17 protein-coding genes are annotated in these 16640 nt (G+C 36.6%); 3 read left to right on the top strand and 14 right to left on the bottom strand.

Translation table 11 applies throughout. The features are described from left to right. Both EDD71_RS00450 and EDD71_RS00445 read right to left on the bottom strand, forming a co-directional pair. A complete protein-coding gene (locus EDD71_RS00450; protein WP_133626783.1) occupies positions 1 to 1083 on the bottom strand; it encodes a 4Fe-4S binding protein in 1083 nt (360 codons plus the stop codon). A gap of 13 nt (positions 1084 to 1096) precedes the next feature. Then, positions 1097 to 2386, bottom strand: a complete 1290-nt coding sequence (locus tag EDD71_RS00445) for an amidohydrolase family protein (RefSeq protein WP_133626782.1) — start codon at positions 2384 to 2386, stop codon at positions 1097 to 1099. Between the two features lie 310 nt (positions 2387 to 2696). On the opposite strand from EDD71_RS00445, the gene EDD71_RS00440 reads away from it, so the two are divergent. Continuing rightward, complete coding sequence (locus EDD71_RS00440) at positions 2697 to 3929, top strand: threonine synthase (protein ID WP_133626781.1); 1233 nt, start codon at positions 2697 to 2699, stop codon at positions 3927 to 3929. An 18-nt stretch (positions 3930 to 3947) separates the two neighbouring features. Further along, a complete protein-coding gene (locus EDD71_RS00435) occupies positions 3948 to 5309 on the top strand; it encodes a PLP-dependent cysteine synthase family protein (RefSeq protein WP_133626780.1) in 1362 nt (453 codons plus the stop codon). Positions 5310 to 5343: 34 nt separating this feature from the next. Here the strand turns inward: EDD71_RS00435 and EDD71_RS00430 are convergent, their stop codons facing one another. From EDD71_RS00430 to EDD71_RS00385, 11 genes are all read right to left on the bottom strand, one after another. Beyond that, the gene (locus EDD71_RS00430; protein ID WP_133626779.1) at positions 5344 to 6741 is read right to left on the bottom strand and encodes an NCS2 family permease; all 1398 of its coding nucleotides are present in this window, start codon (positions 6739 to 6741) and stop codon (positions 5344 to 5346) included. A gap of 443 nt (positions 6742 to 7184) precedes the next feature. Next, a complete protein-coding gene (locus EDD71_RS00425) occupies positions 7185 to 7385 on the bottom strand; it encodes a YncE family protein (RefSeq protein ID WP_133626908.1) in 201 nt (66 codons plus the stop codon). 90 nt (positions 7386 to 7475) lie between these two features. After that, entirely contained in the window at positions 7476 to 7685 is a 210-nt protein-coding gene (locus EDD71_RS00420) for a heavy-metal-associated domain-containing protein (RefSeq protein WP_133626778.1), read from the bottom strand. A 33-nt stretch (positions 7686 to 7718) separates the two neighbouring features. Continuing rightward, entirely contained in the window at positions 7719 to 10178 is a 2460-nt protein-coding gene (locus EDD71_RS00415; RefSeq protein ID WP_133626777.1) for a heavy metal translocating P-type ATPase, read from the bottom strand. Between the two features lie 111 nt (positions 10179 to 10289). Continuing rightward, positions 10290 to 10460 carry a Spo0E family sporulation regulatory protein-aspartic acid phosphatase gene (locus tag EDD71_RS00410; protein WP_133626776.1) on the bottom strand — a complete coding sequence of 57 codons (171 nt, stop codon included), beginning with the start codon at positions 10458 to 10460 and terminating at the stop codon, positions 10290 to 10292. Between the two features lie 125 nt (positions 10461 to 10585). After that, entirely contained in the window at positions 10586 to 11416 is an 831-nt protein-coding gene (gene lgt / locus EDD71_RS00405) for a prolipoprotein diacylglyceryl transferase (RefSeq protein WP_243116342.1), read from the bottom strand. A 19-nt stretch (positions 11417 to 11435) separates the two neighbouring features. Further along, the gene (locus EDD71_RS00400; protein WP_133626775.1) at positions 11436 to 11750 is read right to left on the bottom strand and encodes a YHS domain-containing protein; all 315 of its coding nucleotides are present in this window, start codon (positions 11748 to 11750) and stop codon (positions 11436 to 11438) included. A gap of 48 nt (positions 11751 to 11798) precedes the next feature. Further along, on the bottom strand, positions 11799 to 11933 hold the full coding sequence (locus EDD71_RS15870) for a hypothetical protein (protein WP_279232980.1): 135 nt from the start codon (positions 11931 to 11933) through the stop codon (positions 11799 to 11801). Positions 11934 to 12591: 658 nt separating this feature from the next. Next, positions 12592 to 12876, bottom strand: coding sequence for a CC/Se motif family (seleno)protein (locus EDD71_RS00395; protein ID WP_133626774.1), 285 nt, complete (start codon positions 12874 to 12876; stop codon positions 12592 to 12594). 499 nt (positions 12877 to 13375) lie between these two features. Beyond that, the gene (locus tag EDD71_RS16195) at positions 13376 to 13645 is read right to left on the bottom strand and encodes a four-helix bundle copper-binding protein (RefSeq protein WP_479724187.1); all 270 of its coding nucleotides are present in this window, start codon (positions 13643 to 13645) and stop codon (positions 13376 to 13378) included. Positions 13646 to 14603: 958 nt separating this feature from the next. Continuing rightward, complete coding sequence (locus EDD71_RS00385) at positions 14604 to 14753, bottom strand: FeoB-associated Cys-rich membrane protein (protein WP_133626773.1); 150 nt, start codon at positions 14751 to 14753, stop codon at positions 14604 to 14606. Between the two features lie 273 nt (positions 14754 to 15026). Here EDD71_RS00385 and EDD71_RS00380 point away from each other — a divergent pair, with 273 nt between their 5' ends. Next, entirely contained in the window at positions 15027 to 16295 is a 1269-nt protein-coding gene (locus EDD71_RS00380) for a hypothetical protein (RefSeq protein ID WP_133626772.1), read from the top strand. A gap of 139 nt (positions 16296 to 16434) precedes the next feature. On the opposite strand, the gene EDD71_RS16045 is transcribed toward EDD71_RS00380, so the two are convergent. After that, positions 16435 to 16572 carry a plastocyanin/azurin family copper-binding protein gene (locus EDD71_RS16045; RefSeq protein WP_423244793.1) on the bottom strand — a complete coding sequence of 46 codons (138 nt, stop codon included), beginning with the start codon at positions 16570 to 16572 and terminating at the stop codon, positions 16435 to 16437. Positions 16573 to 16640: the final 68 nt, after the last annotated feature.

The following is a 16640-nucleotide window of genomic DNA, read 5'->3' as shown; positions in this document are numbered from 1 at the left end:
TTAAAGCACTCCACTTATAGCCTTTGTTGGACACCTTGATTCGCAAAGCCCACATCCAAAACATTTATTATTATCTACGCTTACTTTTGTAGACACGTCTATTGCAAAATATGGACATACCTTCTCGCATGTTTTGCATAATATACACCTGTTCTTATCTACTACAGGATGGTCAGCATTATACTTTACTTCTCCCCTTTGGAGCGGAGTTTCAATAACCTCCTTTACGCTGGAAAAGTTCAACCTTCTAAGCACTGATGGAAGATCCTTTATGATTTTCTCATATAAGTCTTTCCCCTTGAGCATAGCTGCGGACAGCATCTGAACAGCATCAGCCCCGGCAAGTAAAAATTCGACAACATCCTCTGCATTTGCAATCCCTCCAGTTCCAATCACCGTAAAATCAGGCATTGAACTTTTAATTCTGTTTACTACTGCAAGTGCAAGGGGTTTTATAACAGGCCCCGAAGTCCAAACCACTCCCATTTCATTTCCAATGAGCACCCTTCTTCTTCCTGCATCGATCTTCATGGCAGGCCCCAATGAATTTATAGCCACAACTCCCTTTGCCCCATTATCCCTTACCACCCGGGCAAAGGCCACAGGATCCGGTATGTGTGGGCTTATCTTCATAAATACCGGTTTATCTGTAAGATTCGTTATTGTTTTAACCGTTTCTCCTATTATCGATAAGTCCTTTCCAACGTAGTGGGTCGATACCTCAAAGGCGTCGCAATAACCATTCAGGGCAGGTATTAAAACCTTCATCTCCTCCTTTGTATATCCAACGCTAAGGATAAGGGGTATTTTTAAATCCCTTTTTAGCCCTGGCAGTATGTTTTCAAGCCAGTGTTCAAATGGATATTCAGACCACAGCTCGGCGTTCATTATGCTGTCCCTGTTTCCATAAATACAGGGCCTGGGTACCTTCGCCCCCTTAATGGATATGGTCTTGCCAACCATACAGCCCACTCCAAATTTTTCAATGGCCATAATCTTTTCATAGCTTCCAACCAGAGGACCCGATGCCGGCATCAGAGGGTTTTTAAGCTCTATGCCCGCAATATTAGTACTTAAATCCATTGACACTCCCCCCTCAATTTTTATTAACCCTTCCCCAGACCTTAAGTGACTCTTCCTTTGCCTTTGAAAAGATACTTTCTTCGTTAAAGATTGGTTTATAGTTCCTTAGCAACTGCTTCCCGGAAATCCACACATCCTTTGGACGGAAATTGTCAAATACTCCAAAGAACATATGCCCTGAAGCATTATTCCCGTCCATGGGAGTAGGAGGGATATATGGAAGCGCTACAATATCTGCCTTATACCCTTTTTTAATTCTTCCTATTTTTATATTTAATATTTTGCCTACATATTCGTACCCGTTCCGTATAATTTGTATTAAATCGTCAAGACTGAATTTTATCGGACTTTTAAGCCTGTTTCTCATGGCAAAAACGATGTTTAAATAATCCCTTGTTAAATTAGCACCCAGTCCATCGTTTCCAATCAAACATTTAACCCCGTTTCTCCTTAGCATGTCATAATCTCCAAGCCCAACTGCATTGTTCATATTTGAGGTTGGATTAAGTGCTACAAAGCATTCCCTGTTTTTTATGACCCTGGCCTCATCCTCTGTTAAATGAACGCAGTGGGATAGGATGGAGTTTTTATTCAAAAGACCAAAATCTTCAAGACGATTAACTATCCTTTTATTGTATTTTTCAATACAGTCATCTACATCATCCATGCTCTCTGCCACATGTATATGTACTGGCAGGCTTTCAATCTTCGATGATATTTTTTTGAGGCTTTCATCGCTAAGGCTCATTGAAGCATGAAGCCCAAAGAGCCCTGCATGGTATTCCGTTCTCCTTCGTGCAAATTCCATATTCTCCTCTATACACTCATCAACGTTAAATCTGTCGCTTGTTTCAAAGCAGAATATACCCCTTATGCCCAATTCATCACATATAGCCTTTTTAAGCTCCTCAAGGGAGCCTTTTATACAAAGCCCACTTGCATGATGGTCGATTAAAGACGTAACTCCATTTTTGATACAGTCAATTCCATACACAAGACCGCTGTAATAAACGGCCTCCTTATCGAGCTGCCTGTCCAATTTCCACCAGAGCTGCTCCAGTATATCCCTGAAGTTTTTCGGATTAAATGGAACTGACATGCCCCTTGAAAAAATTGAGTATATGTGGGTATGGCAGTTAATAAGCCCCGGCATTACTATACATCCCCTACAGTCTATTACCTCATCGGCTCCTTTAAAATCCTTCATGTTTCCTGTTTCCCTTATCTCGGAGTCAAATAATATATAACAGTTTTCCCTAAAGCTCACAAAGTCATAGATATTTGCATTGATTAAGGCCTTCATTTTGTTATTCCTCTCCCTTGATAAACTTGTTTAAACGCAAATAGCACTGCATTCAAGGTAAAAACACTATAACTCAATATATTTATATAACTTTTATGGCTATTTATTCCATTGTTCAATGATGCAGAAGCAGTTTTTCTGGTCGACAAACTACAACAAAGCTAGTTCACTTAATATAAAAATTTTTAAAACGCCCCCTTTTCAAGGCTATTTATAAAATCAAATAAATATAATGTTAATTGAGATGAAAATAATTTTTATAGATGACTGCCCATTGTACAGATATATCTTAAAAAACGAGGTGAAATGTATGGCGAAGGTAAAATACCTTCAATGTGTTAAATGCGGGAAAACGTACTCACCCCATGAAGTTATGTACTACTGCCCCATATGCGGCATAGAAGGCACTCTTTATGTTATTTACGAATATGAGAAACTGAAGGATAAATTTACAAGACAAGCCCTCGGCAAAAACAGGGAATATTCGCTATGGAGATATCTGGACATTCTTCCTGTTGAGAACCGGCCTGAATCTCTTAATCTTCAGGTTGGATGGACTCCTTTGTACAGAGCTGTACAAATCCAGAAAGAACTTGGAGTTGATTGTGTCTATGTAAAGGATGATGGCCGAAACCCAACGGCGTCCTTTAAGGACAGAGCAAGTGCCATAGGTGTAGCAAAGGCCATTGAACTTAAAAGTAAGGTGATATGTGCTGCATCCACAGGAAATGCTGCATCTTCGCTATCCGGCTTTGCAGCCTGCGCAGGAATATCTACATATATTTTTGTTCCAGCCTCTGCCCCTGAGGCGAAAATTGCGCAGCTTTTAATCTATGGTTCCAACGTAGTTCTTGTTGATGGCACCTACGATGAGGCCTTTGAACTATGCTTAAAGGCTTCGGAGAAATTTGGATGGTATAACAGAAGCTGTGCAATAAATCCCTATCTTTTGGAGGGTAAAAAAACAGTTTCCTTTGAAATAATGGAGCAGCTTAACTGGGAGGTCCCAGACTGGATCGTAATGTCCATAGGTGATGGATGCTGTATCTCTGGTGCATGGAAGGGTTTTAAGGAAATGTATGAGCTTGGGCTTATTGACAGAATGCCAAAAATGCTTGGAGTTCAGGCATCGGGCTCAAACCCTGTAAACAGAGCCTTCAGGGAGGGAAAAAATTATTTTGAATATGAAAAGCCCGATACCCTGGCAGACAGCATATCCGTCGGCATACCAAGAAACGGCCTTAAGGCCCTGAGGGCTTTAAGGGAATCATATGGTGATGTAGTCGACGTTGAAGATTATGAAATACTTGAGGCGATGAAGCTAATGGCAAGGCTAACTGGGGTTTTTGGAGAACCTGCAGGAGTAACATGCTTTGCCGGCTTAAGAAAAATGATTAAGAAGAACAGAATAAAAAGGGATGAAAAGGTTGTTTTAATCGTTACCGGCAATGGCCTTAAGGATATTAAAAGCGCCATCTCTGCCGTTGAAAAGCCGATAGCAATAAAACCTGATATAAATGAGCTTAAAAAAATAATAAAGTAAACTTTAGGAGGTTTTGTTATGGCTGAAAGAAAAATTCCCCTTGGCCCTACATATGATGAAATGCTCTACCCTGATACAATTGACAAGAACATTCGCCAGAAGGCCCTTAGGGCTTTAAAGGAGGATGAGCTTGATCCCATAAACCTTTTTAACATTACCTGGAAGGATGAGAATAATCAGGTTAGAAAAATTGTACTTCCAAAGGCCCTTACAGGTGTTGATGCCAACATTATCGTTATGCTTGGAAATGGCTTCCCATCGGGCTCCCACAAGGTGGGGCCTGCATACAGCACCCTTATAGAAGGCTGCGTCGACGGTGAAATAAACCCAGGTGTGCATACAATTCTTGGACCATCAACTGGAAACTTTGGAATAGGCGTATCCTACATATGCAGACTTATGGGATATAAGGCTGTTGTTATTATGCCTGACAATATGAGCAGGGAAAGATATGAAAGAATAAGAAAGTATGGTGCAGAGCTTGAATTAACCCCTGGCTCAGAATCCGACGTTATATTAACCCTCGAAAAAACCCATGAAATGATGAAAAACCCTAAAAACAAAACGCTTGCTCAATTTGAACTTCTTCCAAACTACAGGTTCCATAGATATGTAACAGGAAATTCTGCAATTGAAGCCGTTAAAGGTATAGGAAACGGAAGGATAGCCTGCTTCACATCTGCTCCAGGTTCAGCCGGCACAATCGCTGCAGGCGATGAGATTAAGAAGGCTTTTCCCGAAGCCAAGGTTGCAGCCCTTGAACCCTATGAGTGTTCAACCCTTGCAACTGGAGGAGTTGGACAGCACAGGATTGAAGGCATAGGTGATAAGATGTGTACACTTATCCATAACGTATTAAATACTGACTTTGTTGTGCTCATAAACGATGATGACACGATAAAGGGGCTTAAGGTTATACATGACGGAATCGAAATCTTAAAGAAGATGGGTGTTAAGGAGGAAGATGCACTGTATATGAGGAATTTGTTCGGCCCTTCAGGAATTTGCAACATACTCGGCGCTATAAAGATGGCAAAGTATTTAAGACTTGGTCCCGATGATAACGTTGTAACTATCGCCACAGATGGATTTGACAGATACCATTCGGTGGTTGAGGATCTTGAAAGAAGATATCTTGAGGTTAAGGATTTTGTTCTTGAAAGATGGGCAAGGGATATATTCCTTCGGGCTTCAGTAGACAACATATTCGACTTCAGAAGGAAGGAGGCAAAGGAGAGGCTTTTCCTTCAGAAGGAAAAGGACTGGTTAAAATTCGGATATACAAAGGAGTATCTGGATTCAATGAAGGATATGAGCTTCTGGGACAGGGAGTATGAAAAGATATTTGAATATAATAAAAAAATTATGGAGTTAAGGTAAAGAAATCTGCCCCATTAACCTGGGGCAGATTTCTTTATTTCATCAGTGCATTTATTACATAGCTTAGTATAAACAGTGCTGTTACTATATAAAGTATTGGATGCACATCCTTTGATTTTTTTGTTATGATTTTAGCAAGGCAGTAGAATATAAATCCTGCTGCAACACCCGTTGTTATGCTGTACGTAAATGGCATAAACGCTACTGTGAAGAAGGCCGGAACTGCAACTTCAAAGTCTGACCAATCTATCTTTGAAAGGCCTTCGGCCATTAAAATTCCAACGACTATTAGAGCCGGTGCAGTTGCAGCCGCCGGAACCATGCCTGCTATTGGAGCTATAAGCAAACATAACAGAAATAAGATTCCAACAACTAGTGAAGTAAGTCCCGTTCTTCCTCCCTGGCTTATACCGGCAGCGCTTTCAACATAGGTTGTGGTGTTGCTTGTACCAAGCAGTGCACCTATTGAAGTAGCTGTTGCGTCTGCAAACAATGCCTTTTCAAGCTTTGATGAAAAACCCTTTCCCTTTTCTACCGATTCTTCATCCTTTTCATCAAATATACCTGACTTTCTACCGGTTCCAAGGAAGGTTCCTATCGTATCAAAGGTGTCCGTAAGTGAGAAGGCAAATATTGTAGTTAATGCCACAAAGGTCCTTTGGGCACTGTCAAAGAGACCTGTAAAATCCAATTTAAGAAAGGTAGGTGCAAGGCTTGGAACAGCAAAGCTTATCTCGGACAAGTTTGGAACCTGAGTAACCTTGAAGAATATTCCTATAACAGTTGTTAAAACTATTCCAAGCAATATTGAGCTTTTTACTTTCAAAATCATTAGAATTACTGTAATCAAAAGCCCTATCAGCGCAAGCTGTGCAACTGGGTCCTTGAAATTAACAATTGCAGGAACCACATCAGAAAATATTCCCCCTTCACCCAGTGGTACAACTCTATTTGCTGCATCCACAGTAAATTGAAGAAAGTGGGCCTGTTTAACTCCTATATATGCTATAAAAAGCCCTATTCCACCACTTATAGCGTATTGAAGTGATAATGGTATGGCATGTATTATCATCTTTCTAATTTTAGTAACGGTAATTATGATGTTGATGATACCACAGATAAATACCATCGCAAGGGCCTGCTGCCAAGTATATCCAAGACCAAGGACAACTGTAAAAGTAAAGAATGCATTAAGCCCCATACCCGGTGCCTGAGCAAATGGTACATTGGCCACAAGGCCCATTACGAAAGTTCCAATTGTTGCAGCCAGTATTGTAGCAACAAACACAGCACCTTTGTCCATTTTAGTCTGTGAGAGAATTGTAGGATTTACAAAAATGATATATGCCATTGTAAGAAATGTGGTAACTCCCGCCAAAATCTCCGTTTTTACGTTTGTACCGTTTTCACTAAGCCTAAAAAATCTGTCCACTAAAACACCCTCCCTTTCTAATATTAAACAATCCCAATTACAAACAAGTGCATCCTTAAAATCATACAAGCTGTATAGAAAAATCCTATTTAAGAATGCACGATTTATAAAGGACTTGTTTATGTACAAGCACAAGGCAACAACTATGATATCTTAATATAATGTATATGAATTATATATTTCCCATAGCACCGTAAATATTTCAAATCAGCTTCCTTAGGGTCGTCGATAGTTTTTCGTAAATTATATTATGCTTTACCATCATCTTAACCGACTGCAACTTAAATTGGATTTTGTTTATTCACTTATTACTATTACACGATAAAAAACAATTTATACTCCTTGGACTTCTTCCTACATGTAATTTTGAAAGCAAAAACGGTTATATTTCTAACTAGAATAATCATTAGAAATATAACCGTTTTCCAGGACATATAATTTTATTATCTAAAACTTATACCGTTTGGAGTTTTATCAACTAAAACAGTTGCTACTACTTTATTAGTATTATTGTCAACAATGCTTACTGTATTGTCATACATATTTGTTACGTAAACAAACTTGTTATCAGGGCTGGTTACAACACCATGCGCACCTTTTCCTACTTCTATTGTCGCAACAACCTTTCTAGTAGTTAAATCAATCTTAGGCTTATAATCATATTTACCAAGATTCCATCATTTTTATAAAAAACACCTCTTTAAAATTCAAAGAGGTGTTTTGGGACTTATATATTATTGTATACTTACAACATCATATCCAGCGTCTTCTACAGCTGCCTTAAGCTTTGCATCATCTACAGGATGTGCAAGTTCAACTACTGCATTCTTTCCAGCAAGATCAACCTTTACGGATTTTACTCCGCATACTCCTTTAAGAGCCTCTTCAACATGCATAACACAGTGTCCACAGCTCATTCCTTCAATAAATATCTTTTTTGACATGTAAATCATCCTTTCTTTATTTTTTTATTTATTTTAATGATAAGGCTTGAAGTTTTTAAGCCTTAGAGCATTTGTCAGCACTGATACTGAACTGAATGCCATTGCACCTGCTGCAAATATTGGATTTAAAAGTGGTCCTCCAAATAGATAGAGTAATCCTGCCGCAATTGGTATTCCTGCTGTGTTATAGGCAAATGCCCAGAACAGGTTCTGTTTGATGTTCCTTATGGTCTTTTTACTTAGCTGTATAGCAGTTGGAACATCCATTAAGTCGCTTCTCATAAGAACTATGTCTGCTGATTCCATTGCAACGTCTGTTCCAGAACCTATTGCAATTCCTATATCTGCCTGTGCCAGAGCCGGTGCGTCGTTTATACCATCACCTACCATGGCAACTTTCTTTCCTTCTGCTTGAAGCTTCTTAACTTCATTTGCCTTATCCTGTGGTAAAACCTCTGCAAGTACCCTGTCTATTCCTACCTGCCTTGCAATTGCCTCTGCCGTTCTTCTGTTATCACCTGTTATCATCGCTACCTCTATTCCCATTTTATGAAGAATTTCTATGGCCTTCTTACTGCTTGGCTTCATTACGTCTGCAACGGCTATTATCCCTGCAAGCTTATTGTCTATTGCAATAAACATAGGCGTCTTTCCTTCGCTGGCAAGTCTATCCGATTCATCCTGAAGTGTAATATTTATATTTCTATCCTTCATAAGCTTCTTGTTTCCGAGTAGTATTTCCTTACCCTGTATCCTAACTTCTATTCCATGTCCCGGAATTGCTTCAAAGTGCTCAACATCTAGAAGGTCTATGTTCTTTTCCTTTGCCCCATTTACTATTGCTTCTCCAAGTGGGTGCTCTGAACCTCTCTCTGCCGATGCTGCAAGTTTCAAAAGCTGCTCCCTGTCGAATCCATTTACTACAACTATGTCTGTAACCACTGGTTTACCCTCTGTTATCGTACCTGTTTTATCGAATACAATTGTATTTATCTTGTGAGCTGTTTCTAATGCTTCCCCGCCCTTTATAAGTACTCCATGCTCTGCACCTTTACCTGTTCCAACCATTATAGCCGTTGGTGTTGCAAGGCCAAGTGCACATGGGCAGGCTATAACAAGCACTGCTATGAATATTGTAAGCGAGAAAATTGCCGATTCTCCGGATAAATACCATGCAAGCCCTGCAATAACGGCTATTGCTATAACTACAGGCACAAAATATCCTGATATAACATCTGCAAGCTTTGCTATGGGGGCTTTAGAACCCTGAGCATCTTCAACAAGCTTTATTATTTGTGCAAGGGCAGTATCCTTTCCAACCTTCGTAGCTTTAAACTTAATTGTCCCATTTTTATTAATGCTTGCTCCAATTACCTTACTTCCAACGTTCTTTTCAACCGGGATGCTTTCACCCGTAAGCATTGATTCGTCAACAGACGTTCTTCCCTCTATAACTTCACCGTCAACAGGAATTTTTTCTCCCGGCTTTACAAGAATTATATCCCCCACTTCAACTTCTTCTATTGGTATTGTCATTTCCTTACCATCCTGTATTACAACTGCTGTTTTGGGCTGAAGTCCCATTAGCTTCTTTATGGCCTCCGAGGTTTTCCCCTTTGTAACTGCCTCAAGGTATTTGCCAAGAAGTATTAACGCAATTATTACACCTGCAGTTTCGAAATATAGATCCTTTGCATATTCTACTTTGCCATTTGCAATCTGAATTACCGCATATATTCCATATATAAAGGCTGCTGATGTACCCATTGCAATAAGCGAGTCCATGTTTGGTTCGCGTCGTATAAGTTTACTAAATCCAACTGTATAGAACTTATTACCTGCTATTACCACTGGAATTGCCAGTACCAGCTGAACTACTGCGAAGTTAAATGGGTTCATCTCAGGCATTATAATCTCCGGCAGTGGAGCATTCAGTAAATGCCCCATGGCTATATAAAGAAGGGGAATTGTAAAAATAGTTGCCACAAGGAACTTTCTCCAGAGCGTTTTCATCTCCTTTTCTCTTCTTTCCCTTTCCTTATCCACCTGCTCACCAGCTTCAATCTCAAGGGCTTTATATCCCGCCTTTGCTATGGCATCCTTTATTTCTGAAATTCTTGTCTTTGTTGAATCATATACAACCTTTGCCTTTTCTGTTGCAAAGTTGACACTTACTTTATTTATTCCTTGAAGCTTATTTATGGACCTTTCAATTGCTTTTGCACAGGATGCACAGGTCATTCCTGATATAGGGATTATTATTTCCCTTATGCTGTTTGATTTCTCCTCCTCCGCACTATAGCCTGCTTTCTTTACAGCCTCTTTAATTTTTTCTATGTTTGCTTTGGTTTCATCAAACTCTACTGAAAGCTTCTCAGTTGCAAAGTTTACTGAGGCACTGTGCACTCCCTCAACTTTGCTTACGCCTCTCTCGATTGCCTTGGCACAGGATGCACAGGTCATTCCTGTTATATTTAATATTTGTTTTTCCATTTTATACACCCTCCTTCTCCTCACCCGTGTGGGGTGGGTATTTTGTTTTAAAAACATTTGTTATTAGTTATAAATCAAATATGCAAACTTGATGCCAAATTTAATAGTAATTTATAGTTTATGATAATTTATGATCGCTCTATCCAATTCCTTGCTCAACAAAATAATCTGTGTGTTGATTTTCATATCATTTTTTATAAAAATTTTCTCAAGTCTTTTTCTAAGAAAATGAATTCTTTCCAAAGTTTTTTCTCTTGATAATCTTTGCATTTCCTGCTCCATTGCAGCCCCCTCCTCTTCTTTATCGTACCTCTAGTTTATATAAATCAATTTTTTATCTAATTTTCTTTTTCGACGCTTTCTATGGTTACAATTATCTTATCCCACCTTTTCTTCATCCTTTTCCTCTAATGTATATAGTAATAGAACCACATACCTGCTGCTGCAAGTGCCAAAATCAATAAATATTGATAAATTGGAACTTCTACTGTGTTATTTGCCACATCTTCCTGTAGGATTTCACTCCTACTTTTTAGAAATCTATTTACAAATAGTGCAATTATAATTATTGCTATGCTTGTCACCTGTGCAATGGTTAAAGGATTAATAACAATTGGATTTGTCCTGAATATTTCAACTACTGCTCTGTTTATCGAAAATCCTATGATGTACTTAATAAACAACTCACCATTGTATTTAATCTTTCCTCGTCTTCTCCGCAAATAGGTGAAAAGAATTAAATCAAGTATCATCTCATACATTTGGGCTGGATGAAGTATTTGGCCGCTGACCTTTATGCCCCATGGATATATTTTCTTCATAGGTATGCCAAACACATCACAGCCTATTCTTCCTATAGCTTGTCCAAGTGCAATTCCAGGGGCAAATGCATCAGCGGCTCTCCAGAAAGATATTTCTTTCTTCTTTGTGTACCATAGGGCAAATAATATCCCACCAATCAGCCCTCCCTGAATTGACAGTCCCCCGGCGTTTATTTTAATTATTTCTCCCGGATTTTTTAAATAATATCCGGGAGCGAAGGCTATTATATAATACAACCTGGCCCCTAAAATGGCAGCTAAAATTGTATATAAGGCAAGATCAAACATTTTATCAGCATTTAAGCCTTTTCTTTTTGCTTCCCGTGACATTATAAATATTCCTGCCAGCATTCCAAGAGCTATTGTTACTCCAAAAAGATAAATGCTAAAGTGGCCTATTTTAAATAGTTCTACCATAGAAATGCTCCTTTACGAATTATTGATAGCTGTATTTTCTCTCATATTCCCTTGCGCAGCTTTCACTGCAAAAATAGAAGGTTTGTCCATTAATCCTTCTTATAATTGCATTGTCTGCTGAAACATACATGCCGCAAATTGGGTCCTTGTATGTTTCTATTTCACCTGCCGAGTTATAACTTCCATGGTCATGTGATCTGCCGCCATGTGCACCATGACCATCTCCATAACTTCCGTGATTATGACCTCCTCCACAGCATCCTCCACCCTGAAGCATCCTGTAGAATAAAAAGGCTACCAACCCAATAGATAAAATCTGTACAAATGTTTGCATAAAACTCACTCCTTTAAACTTCTATATAAAAATATTTATCAAGAATTTTTAATTTGTGAAGTAATATATCAGCGCTGCCAATGCAATAATAACTACCCATGTTATTATATTTTTAATACCTGTTCCTTTATAGTTGTTGGAGTTCTGATGGTTATGATCAACTCCCCCTCCACAGCATCCCATTTTAACACCTCCTGCTCGCATACAAAATTTAAATCCAATTGTATTTTTTAATACACCATTTGTGTGATATGATAAGCTGCATTCACAAACTTATTTATAAATTTGAATGTATTATTTATAATTACGGTGACCTGTAAGATAAAAACATTAAGTGATTTAATATTTTATAGTCTAAATTGAATCTAATTACTTTGATAAAATATATTTGCAAATTTTGTGCCAACTCCTCCTTTAAGCATCATTAAGTATTTAATTATTTTTTATAAATAACTCTTAACTATAATCGCAAAAATGATAAGCCCTCCGAAATAACGTATCCGTTCCTTGCTCTGAGCTTATAATCATATATTTTTTCAACACCCGATATTCCTTTACCTTCAGAGTTTATGCATCGTGTTAAACGAACGACCATTTTATTATATGGATATATACTTGCTTCTTTTTTCTTCAGCGTAATTCCTTTATATAAGAACAATATAAAACAGCAGGCAGCTCTTTAGTTTTATAATAAAGCTGCCTGCTGTTTAAATTAACAATATCCCGGTTCTTGCAATTTCCCTATTAACACATATGGCTTAAAATTTACAGGAATACCATTTATTCTTGCTTCAATATGCATTCATCTAAATTTTATGCAGTAAAAAAATCGGAAAGGCCACTATAACATTTTCACACCCGATACCGATATATTTTTTATTCCTAGAAACTTATTCAATTTTATTGACATTATATCATCTCTGAGGTGAATGAATTTACTTACATATATTTTTATATCATCTATAGTGTACTCGTTGAACTGTTGTGTCAATTCAGGCTTTCCAAAGGTTACAACAGGCTCTGTTATAGTAATACAGCAGGATTTGGAAGTATATAAATCTACGCTGATAACCGCTCCTTTTTCTTTTATATATTCTATAGCAGCCCTATCAACTTCTAATTTCATATGCCACCCACACCTCTCAAAATAAAATTAAAAACTCGGCTCATTTTCCTTTTCAATTAGGAACCCCTTGAATCACCCCTAAGACAATATAAGGTATGCCTAATCAAACAATCTATATCCATATTATACCATAAAGATGCCATTGATCTGACTTAAATTTATGAATTTTATTATAATTGCTATAATTTTTAAATTATAAATCCTACCGCTAGATATGCAGCGGTTGATAATACAACACCGAGTAAAGCAAAAGGAAAGGAAGCAGAGAGATGCTCTCCAAATGAAGTTTTTTCATATCTGCTGATAAAGATGAAACAATGTCAGCTACAGCTATTTCTGCTCCAACCATCAAAGATATATTAATTCCTGAACTAATTGAAAAACTAACTGTCAATGGCATTATTTTAGAAAATGATTTTCACATTATAAAATAAAAATATCAGTCAGGTTTCAAACCTTACACTGTTATTTTTTATTGCAATTAAAGCAATGCTAAATTTTACTTGGACATTGCAAAACTTCTACATTCTCTGGCACATTGTAAACATATTCTAGCACACTCCTGTGATTCTGCATCCGGAAATTTTGAACATTCTTTTCCGCAAGTTTCGCAAATATATCCGCACAAATCAGACATTGTCTTTGAAAATGCACTATCTCGAGCAAGATACTTTGCTGTTGAGGTGCAGATATCTGCACAGTCACGTAAAAGCTGTATTTGCAATAATCGCATATGTGTTTCATGCTTTCTCAGTAAAAAAGTAATCATGTGTTCACAGGTTGCTTAACATTGCTGAACTGTTTCAACTAAGGGCCCATGGTATATGCGGTAGCTCATCACATCAAGATTCTTTTCGATATCCGATAACCGCATAAAATCATTTTCGTTGTCATGATGTAGCATATATTATCTCCTTTCAATTCTGAATTTACTATATATGATATGAGCAATAGAATTCAAATGAAACTTGTACATCTAATATGTCGTGTATATATCGTTTTATATCTATATTTTAATAGTTTATTACAATTGCCATTTTTTCAAATATTAAGTATTTAATATTATATTATTTTAATACATTTTATGAGTCTATTTAATGTGATAATAAATATTAATTTCACTAATCTTCATAATTCCTTTACATAACTCATTCATAATATAAACAGAAACTAATAATTGTTTCTACCCCCTCCATTTAAACCTCAGGTTCCACCAAACCTGGGGTTATTTACTTTTTTTATCTTTCCTGTAAGCCTTATAGCAGGGCTTATTCGATAATATATCGTAATAAATTCTACATCTCCTTTAGCATTGTTTAAGTTCTTGTATTAGGATATAATGACCGTATTTTTATTTTATCCTTTACTTTGTATCATCAAGAATTGGATAAATAGGAATAGTGGCTTTCGCCTTAGAAGTGTCCATACTCCCCCCATAATCTCTCTACCTCTAAATCCCCTCATTCCCTCCATTATGGATTTGATATTGAGGGTATATATGATAGCATTTTGTATGGTAGTCCTGAATAGTTGACTGCCGCCAGGGCTTTAAACCAATATATACAGAGGCTCAATGTCAATGGCATACCTTGATTGAAGTAGAGAACTCACAATATTCTACGATAAGTCACGAAATTTCAAGATAGTATCCAAAGATAGTGTGTCAATCCGAATCATCCTGCCCAATACTTTTCATATAATTCTTCACATATTATATTTTAACAGCTTTATTTGAATATTTTATGAAGAGGAGGATCATCATCCTTACCTTCAGAACAGCTGTCACATTTTCCAAGGGCCTTTTTCTTAATATTTTTTAAAAGCATGTATATAGCCGCTGAAACTATTCCAAAAGTTATCAAGATTTCAATAAACATAAAATCACCTCTTAAAATTTGTTCGTAAACGTAAAATAATCCCCACCTATTATATAGTTGGGGATTATTTTACGCTTGCTCTTGAATATTAAGGAAAAATTGCTTTGAATTTATTTATACAATCGGTGTTGCACTTTCTGCATATCTTGTAGCATTTACAACAATGAATTATATTGATTATTGATTTGATTATATTTATGATAATATTATTAGAAAATATTTATCTAGAAAATTAGATGAAAATATGAGAGTAAGTTCTAGGGAGGCAGCTTTATGGAAACTGCAAATTTAATAAAACTTGTCAATCAATATAAGAAGGATTCTGAATCTGTCTACAACACCTGGTTTATTTATAATGAAGCAAGAATGAAAGCTTTTAGGTCTATTAGACGAGGAGTTATTAATGTTATTAATTCTATTAAAAATGATTCCTTCGGAAATGATTTTAAGGGTTCCCCCCTAGAATTTGTTTTAAATTGTATTACAGAACAAAAACAAGTATTTGAAGGTGCAGCACATCCTTTCTATTGGAAGCCAAAGCTAAGAATTCCTGATATTTATGAAAATGAAGAAAATAAAAAGATATTTGGACAGTTTCTGGAATCCTGCTTATCAGCAAACAGCGCTGACAAAATAATAAAAGAAATTATAAAATTGGACAATTATAAAATCAAGGGATTAGGTCCTGCTGTAGCAAATATACTTTATTTTTTACACCCAACACTAATGCCTCCTTTTAATACTGCAATGGTAAATGGATTTAATGCAATTTTTTCTGATAAAAAGAAGCTGGGTTCCTGGAACGATTATTTGCAAATGCGAGAAATAGTAATAAAAACAAATGAAGAATTAAATCCATTGCTATCAAAGGATTTAGGTGCAATATCCGGCTTATTGTTTGATGTTGGAATTGGAAAGATTTCTTTAAGTCAAAACTGGAAAGTATCATTGAAGTTTGAAAAGGATAAATTAGAAAAGGCACTTAAAAAACGCCATCTTGAAGTTCAAAATGAGATAAAAGAGGAATCAGAACATCTTAAAATGCAGTTTTTATTAACTGAGATAGGTAGAAATCTAGGTTATGATGTTTTTGTTGCAGTTAATGATAGGACGAAATCCCTCAATGGTAAAAGTCTGGAGTTTATTACCATTCCAGAACTTCCAATATTAGATCTTCCAAAGGAAGTATTAAAAACAATTTCTCTTATTGATGTTATCTGGATAAATAAAGATACAAGTGAAATTGAATGCGCATTTGAAATTGAGAAAAGTACATCCATATATTCAGGTATTTTACGCTTAGTAGACCTGGCATCATCACTTGGTTCCAGACAATATAATTTTTTCCTGGTAGCTCCTGATTCCCGTGAAAAAGAAATAATTGCTCAGCTAAAGCGCCCATCCTTTAAAAGATTGGAATGTATTTCTTTAAGGTATATATTATTCTCTAGCTTATATAAAAATTGCAATTCCCTATGTACATTTGGTGATGATTATAAAATACTTCTTAAGATTGCCAATGAAGTAAATAATTGCTTGTAAATTAAAACAATCATCACCTTTTCATATATTTTAGAAAATTTAGTATCATAAATCAGATTAACATTTTCCATCATATCCATCATTTAAAAATAAGCAGTATCAATTCTATTATTGATACTGCTTATTGCCAATTAACCCCTTACTGAACAATAATCTTTCCATACATACCATCCTGAGCATGCCCAGGATACTGGCATATATAGCAGTACTCACCTTTGTAGTCTGCTTTAAAATCTGTATTATCTACTGGATATTTTCCATCTTCAGCCTGTGGGATTGTAGGAACAAAGATTTCAGGATATATTCTCTCCTACATCATTGTCATGGAATAATAGGGTAACATAA

The sequence above is a fragment of the Fonticella tunisiensis genome (genome assembly GCF_004364155.1).
In the GTDB taxonomy this organism is placed as follows: domain Bacteria; phylum Bacillota; class Clostridia; order Clostridiales; family Caloramatoraceae; genus Fonticella; species Fonticella tunisiensis.
Note: the sequence above shows the minus strand (reverse complement) of the source record. Positions and strands in the feature narration are given on the sequence as shown.

Bases quoted from the DNA above. Each gene is read 5' to 3' on its own strand.
- EDD71_RS00400 (WP_133626775.1), bottom strand. From the start codon at position 11,750: ATGCAAACATTTGTACAGATTTTATCTATTGGGTTGGTAGCCTTTTTA.
- EDD71_RS00385 (WP_133626773.1), bottom strand. From the start codon at position 14,753: ATGTTTATTGAAATCTTGATAACTTTTGGAATAGTTTCAGCGGCTATA.
- EDD71_RS00380 (WP_133626772.1), top strand. From the start codon at position 15,027: ATGGAAACTGCAAATTTAATAAAACTTGTCAATCAATATAAGAAGGAT.
- EDD71_RS00420 (WP_133626778.1), bottom strand. From the start codon at position 7,685: ATGTCAAAAAAGATATTTATTGAAGGAATGAGCTGTGGACACTGTGTT.
- EDD71_RS00435 (WP_133626780.1), top strand. From the start codon at position 3,948: ATGGCTGAAAGAAAAATTCCCCTTGGCCCTACATATGATGAAATGCTC.
- EDD71_RS16195 (WP_479724187.1), bottom strand. From the start codon at position 13,645: ATGATTACTTTTTTACTGAGAAAGCATGAAACACATATGCGATTATTG.
- EDD71_RS00410 (WP_133626776.1), bottom strand. From the start codon at position 10,460: ATGGAGCAGGAAATGCAAAGATTATCAAGAGAAAAAACTTTGGAAAGA.
- EDD71_RS00415 (WP_133626777.1), bottom strand. From the start codon at position 10,178: ATGGAAAAACAAATATTAAATATAACAGGAATGACCTGTGCATCCTGT.
- EDD71_RS00450 (WP_133626783.1), bottom strand. From the start codon at position 1,083: ATGGATTTAAGTACTAATATTGCGGGCATAGAGCTTAAAAACCCTCTG.
- EDD71_RS15870 (WP_279232980.1), bottom strand. From the start codon at position 11,933: ATGGGATGCTGTGGAGGGGGAGTTGATCATAACCATCAGAACTCCAAC.
- lgt (WP_243116342.1), bottom strand. From the start codon at position 11,416: ATGGTAGAACTATTTAAAATAGGCCACTTTAGCATTTATCTTTTTGGA.
- EDD71_RS00395 (WP_133626774.1), bottom strand. From the start codon at position 12,876: ATGAAATTAGAAGTTGATAGGGCTGCTATAGAATATATAAAAGAAAAA.
- EDD71_RS00440 (WP_133626781.1), top strand. From the start codon at position 2,697: ATGGCGAAGGTAAAATACCTTCAATGTGTTAAATGCGGGAAAACGTAC.
- EDD71_RS00445 (WP_133626782.1), bottom strand. From the start codon at position 2,386: ATGAAGGCCTTAATCAATGCAAATATCTATGACTTTGTGAGCTTTAGG.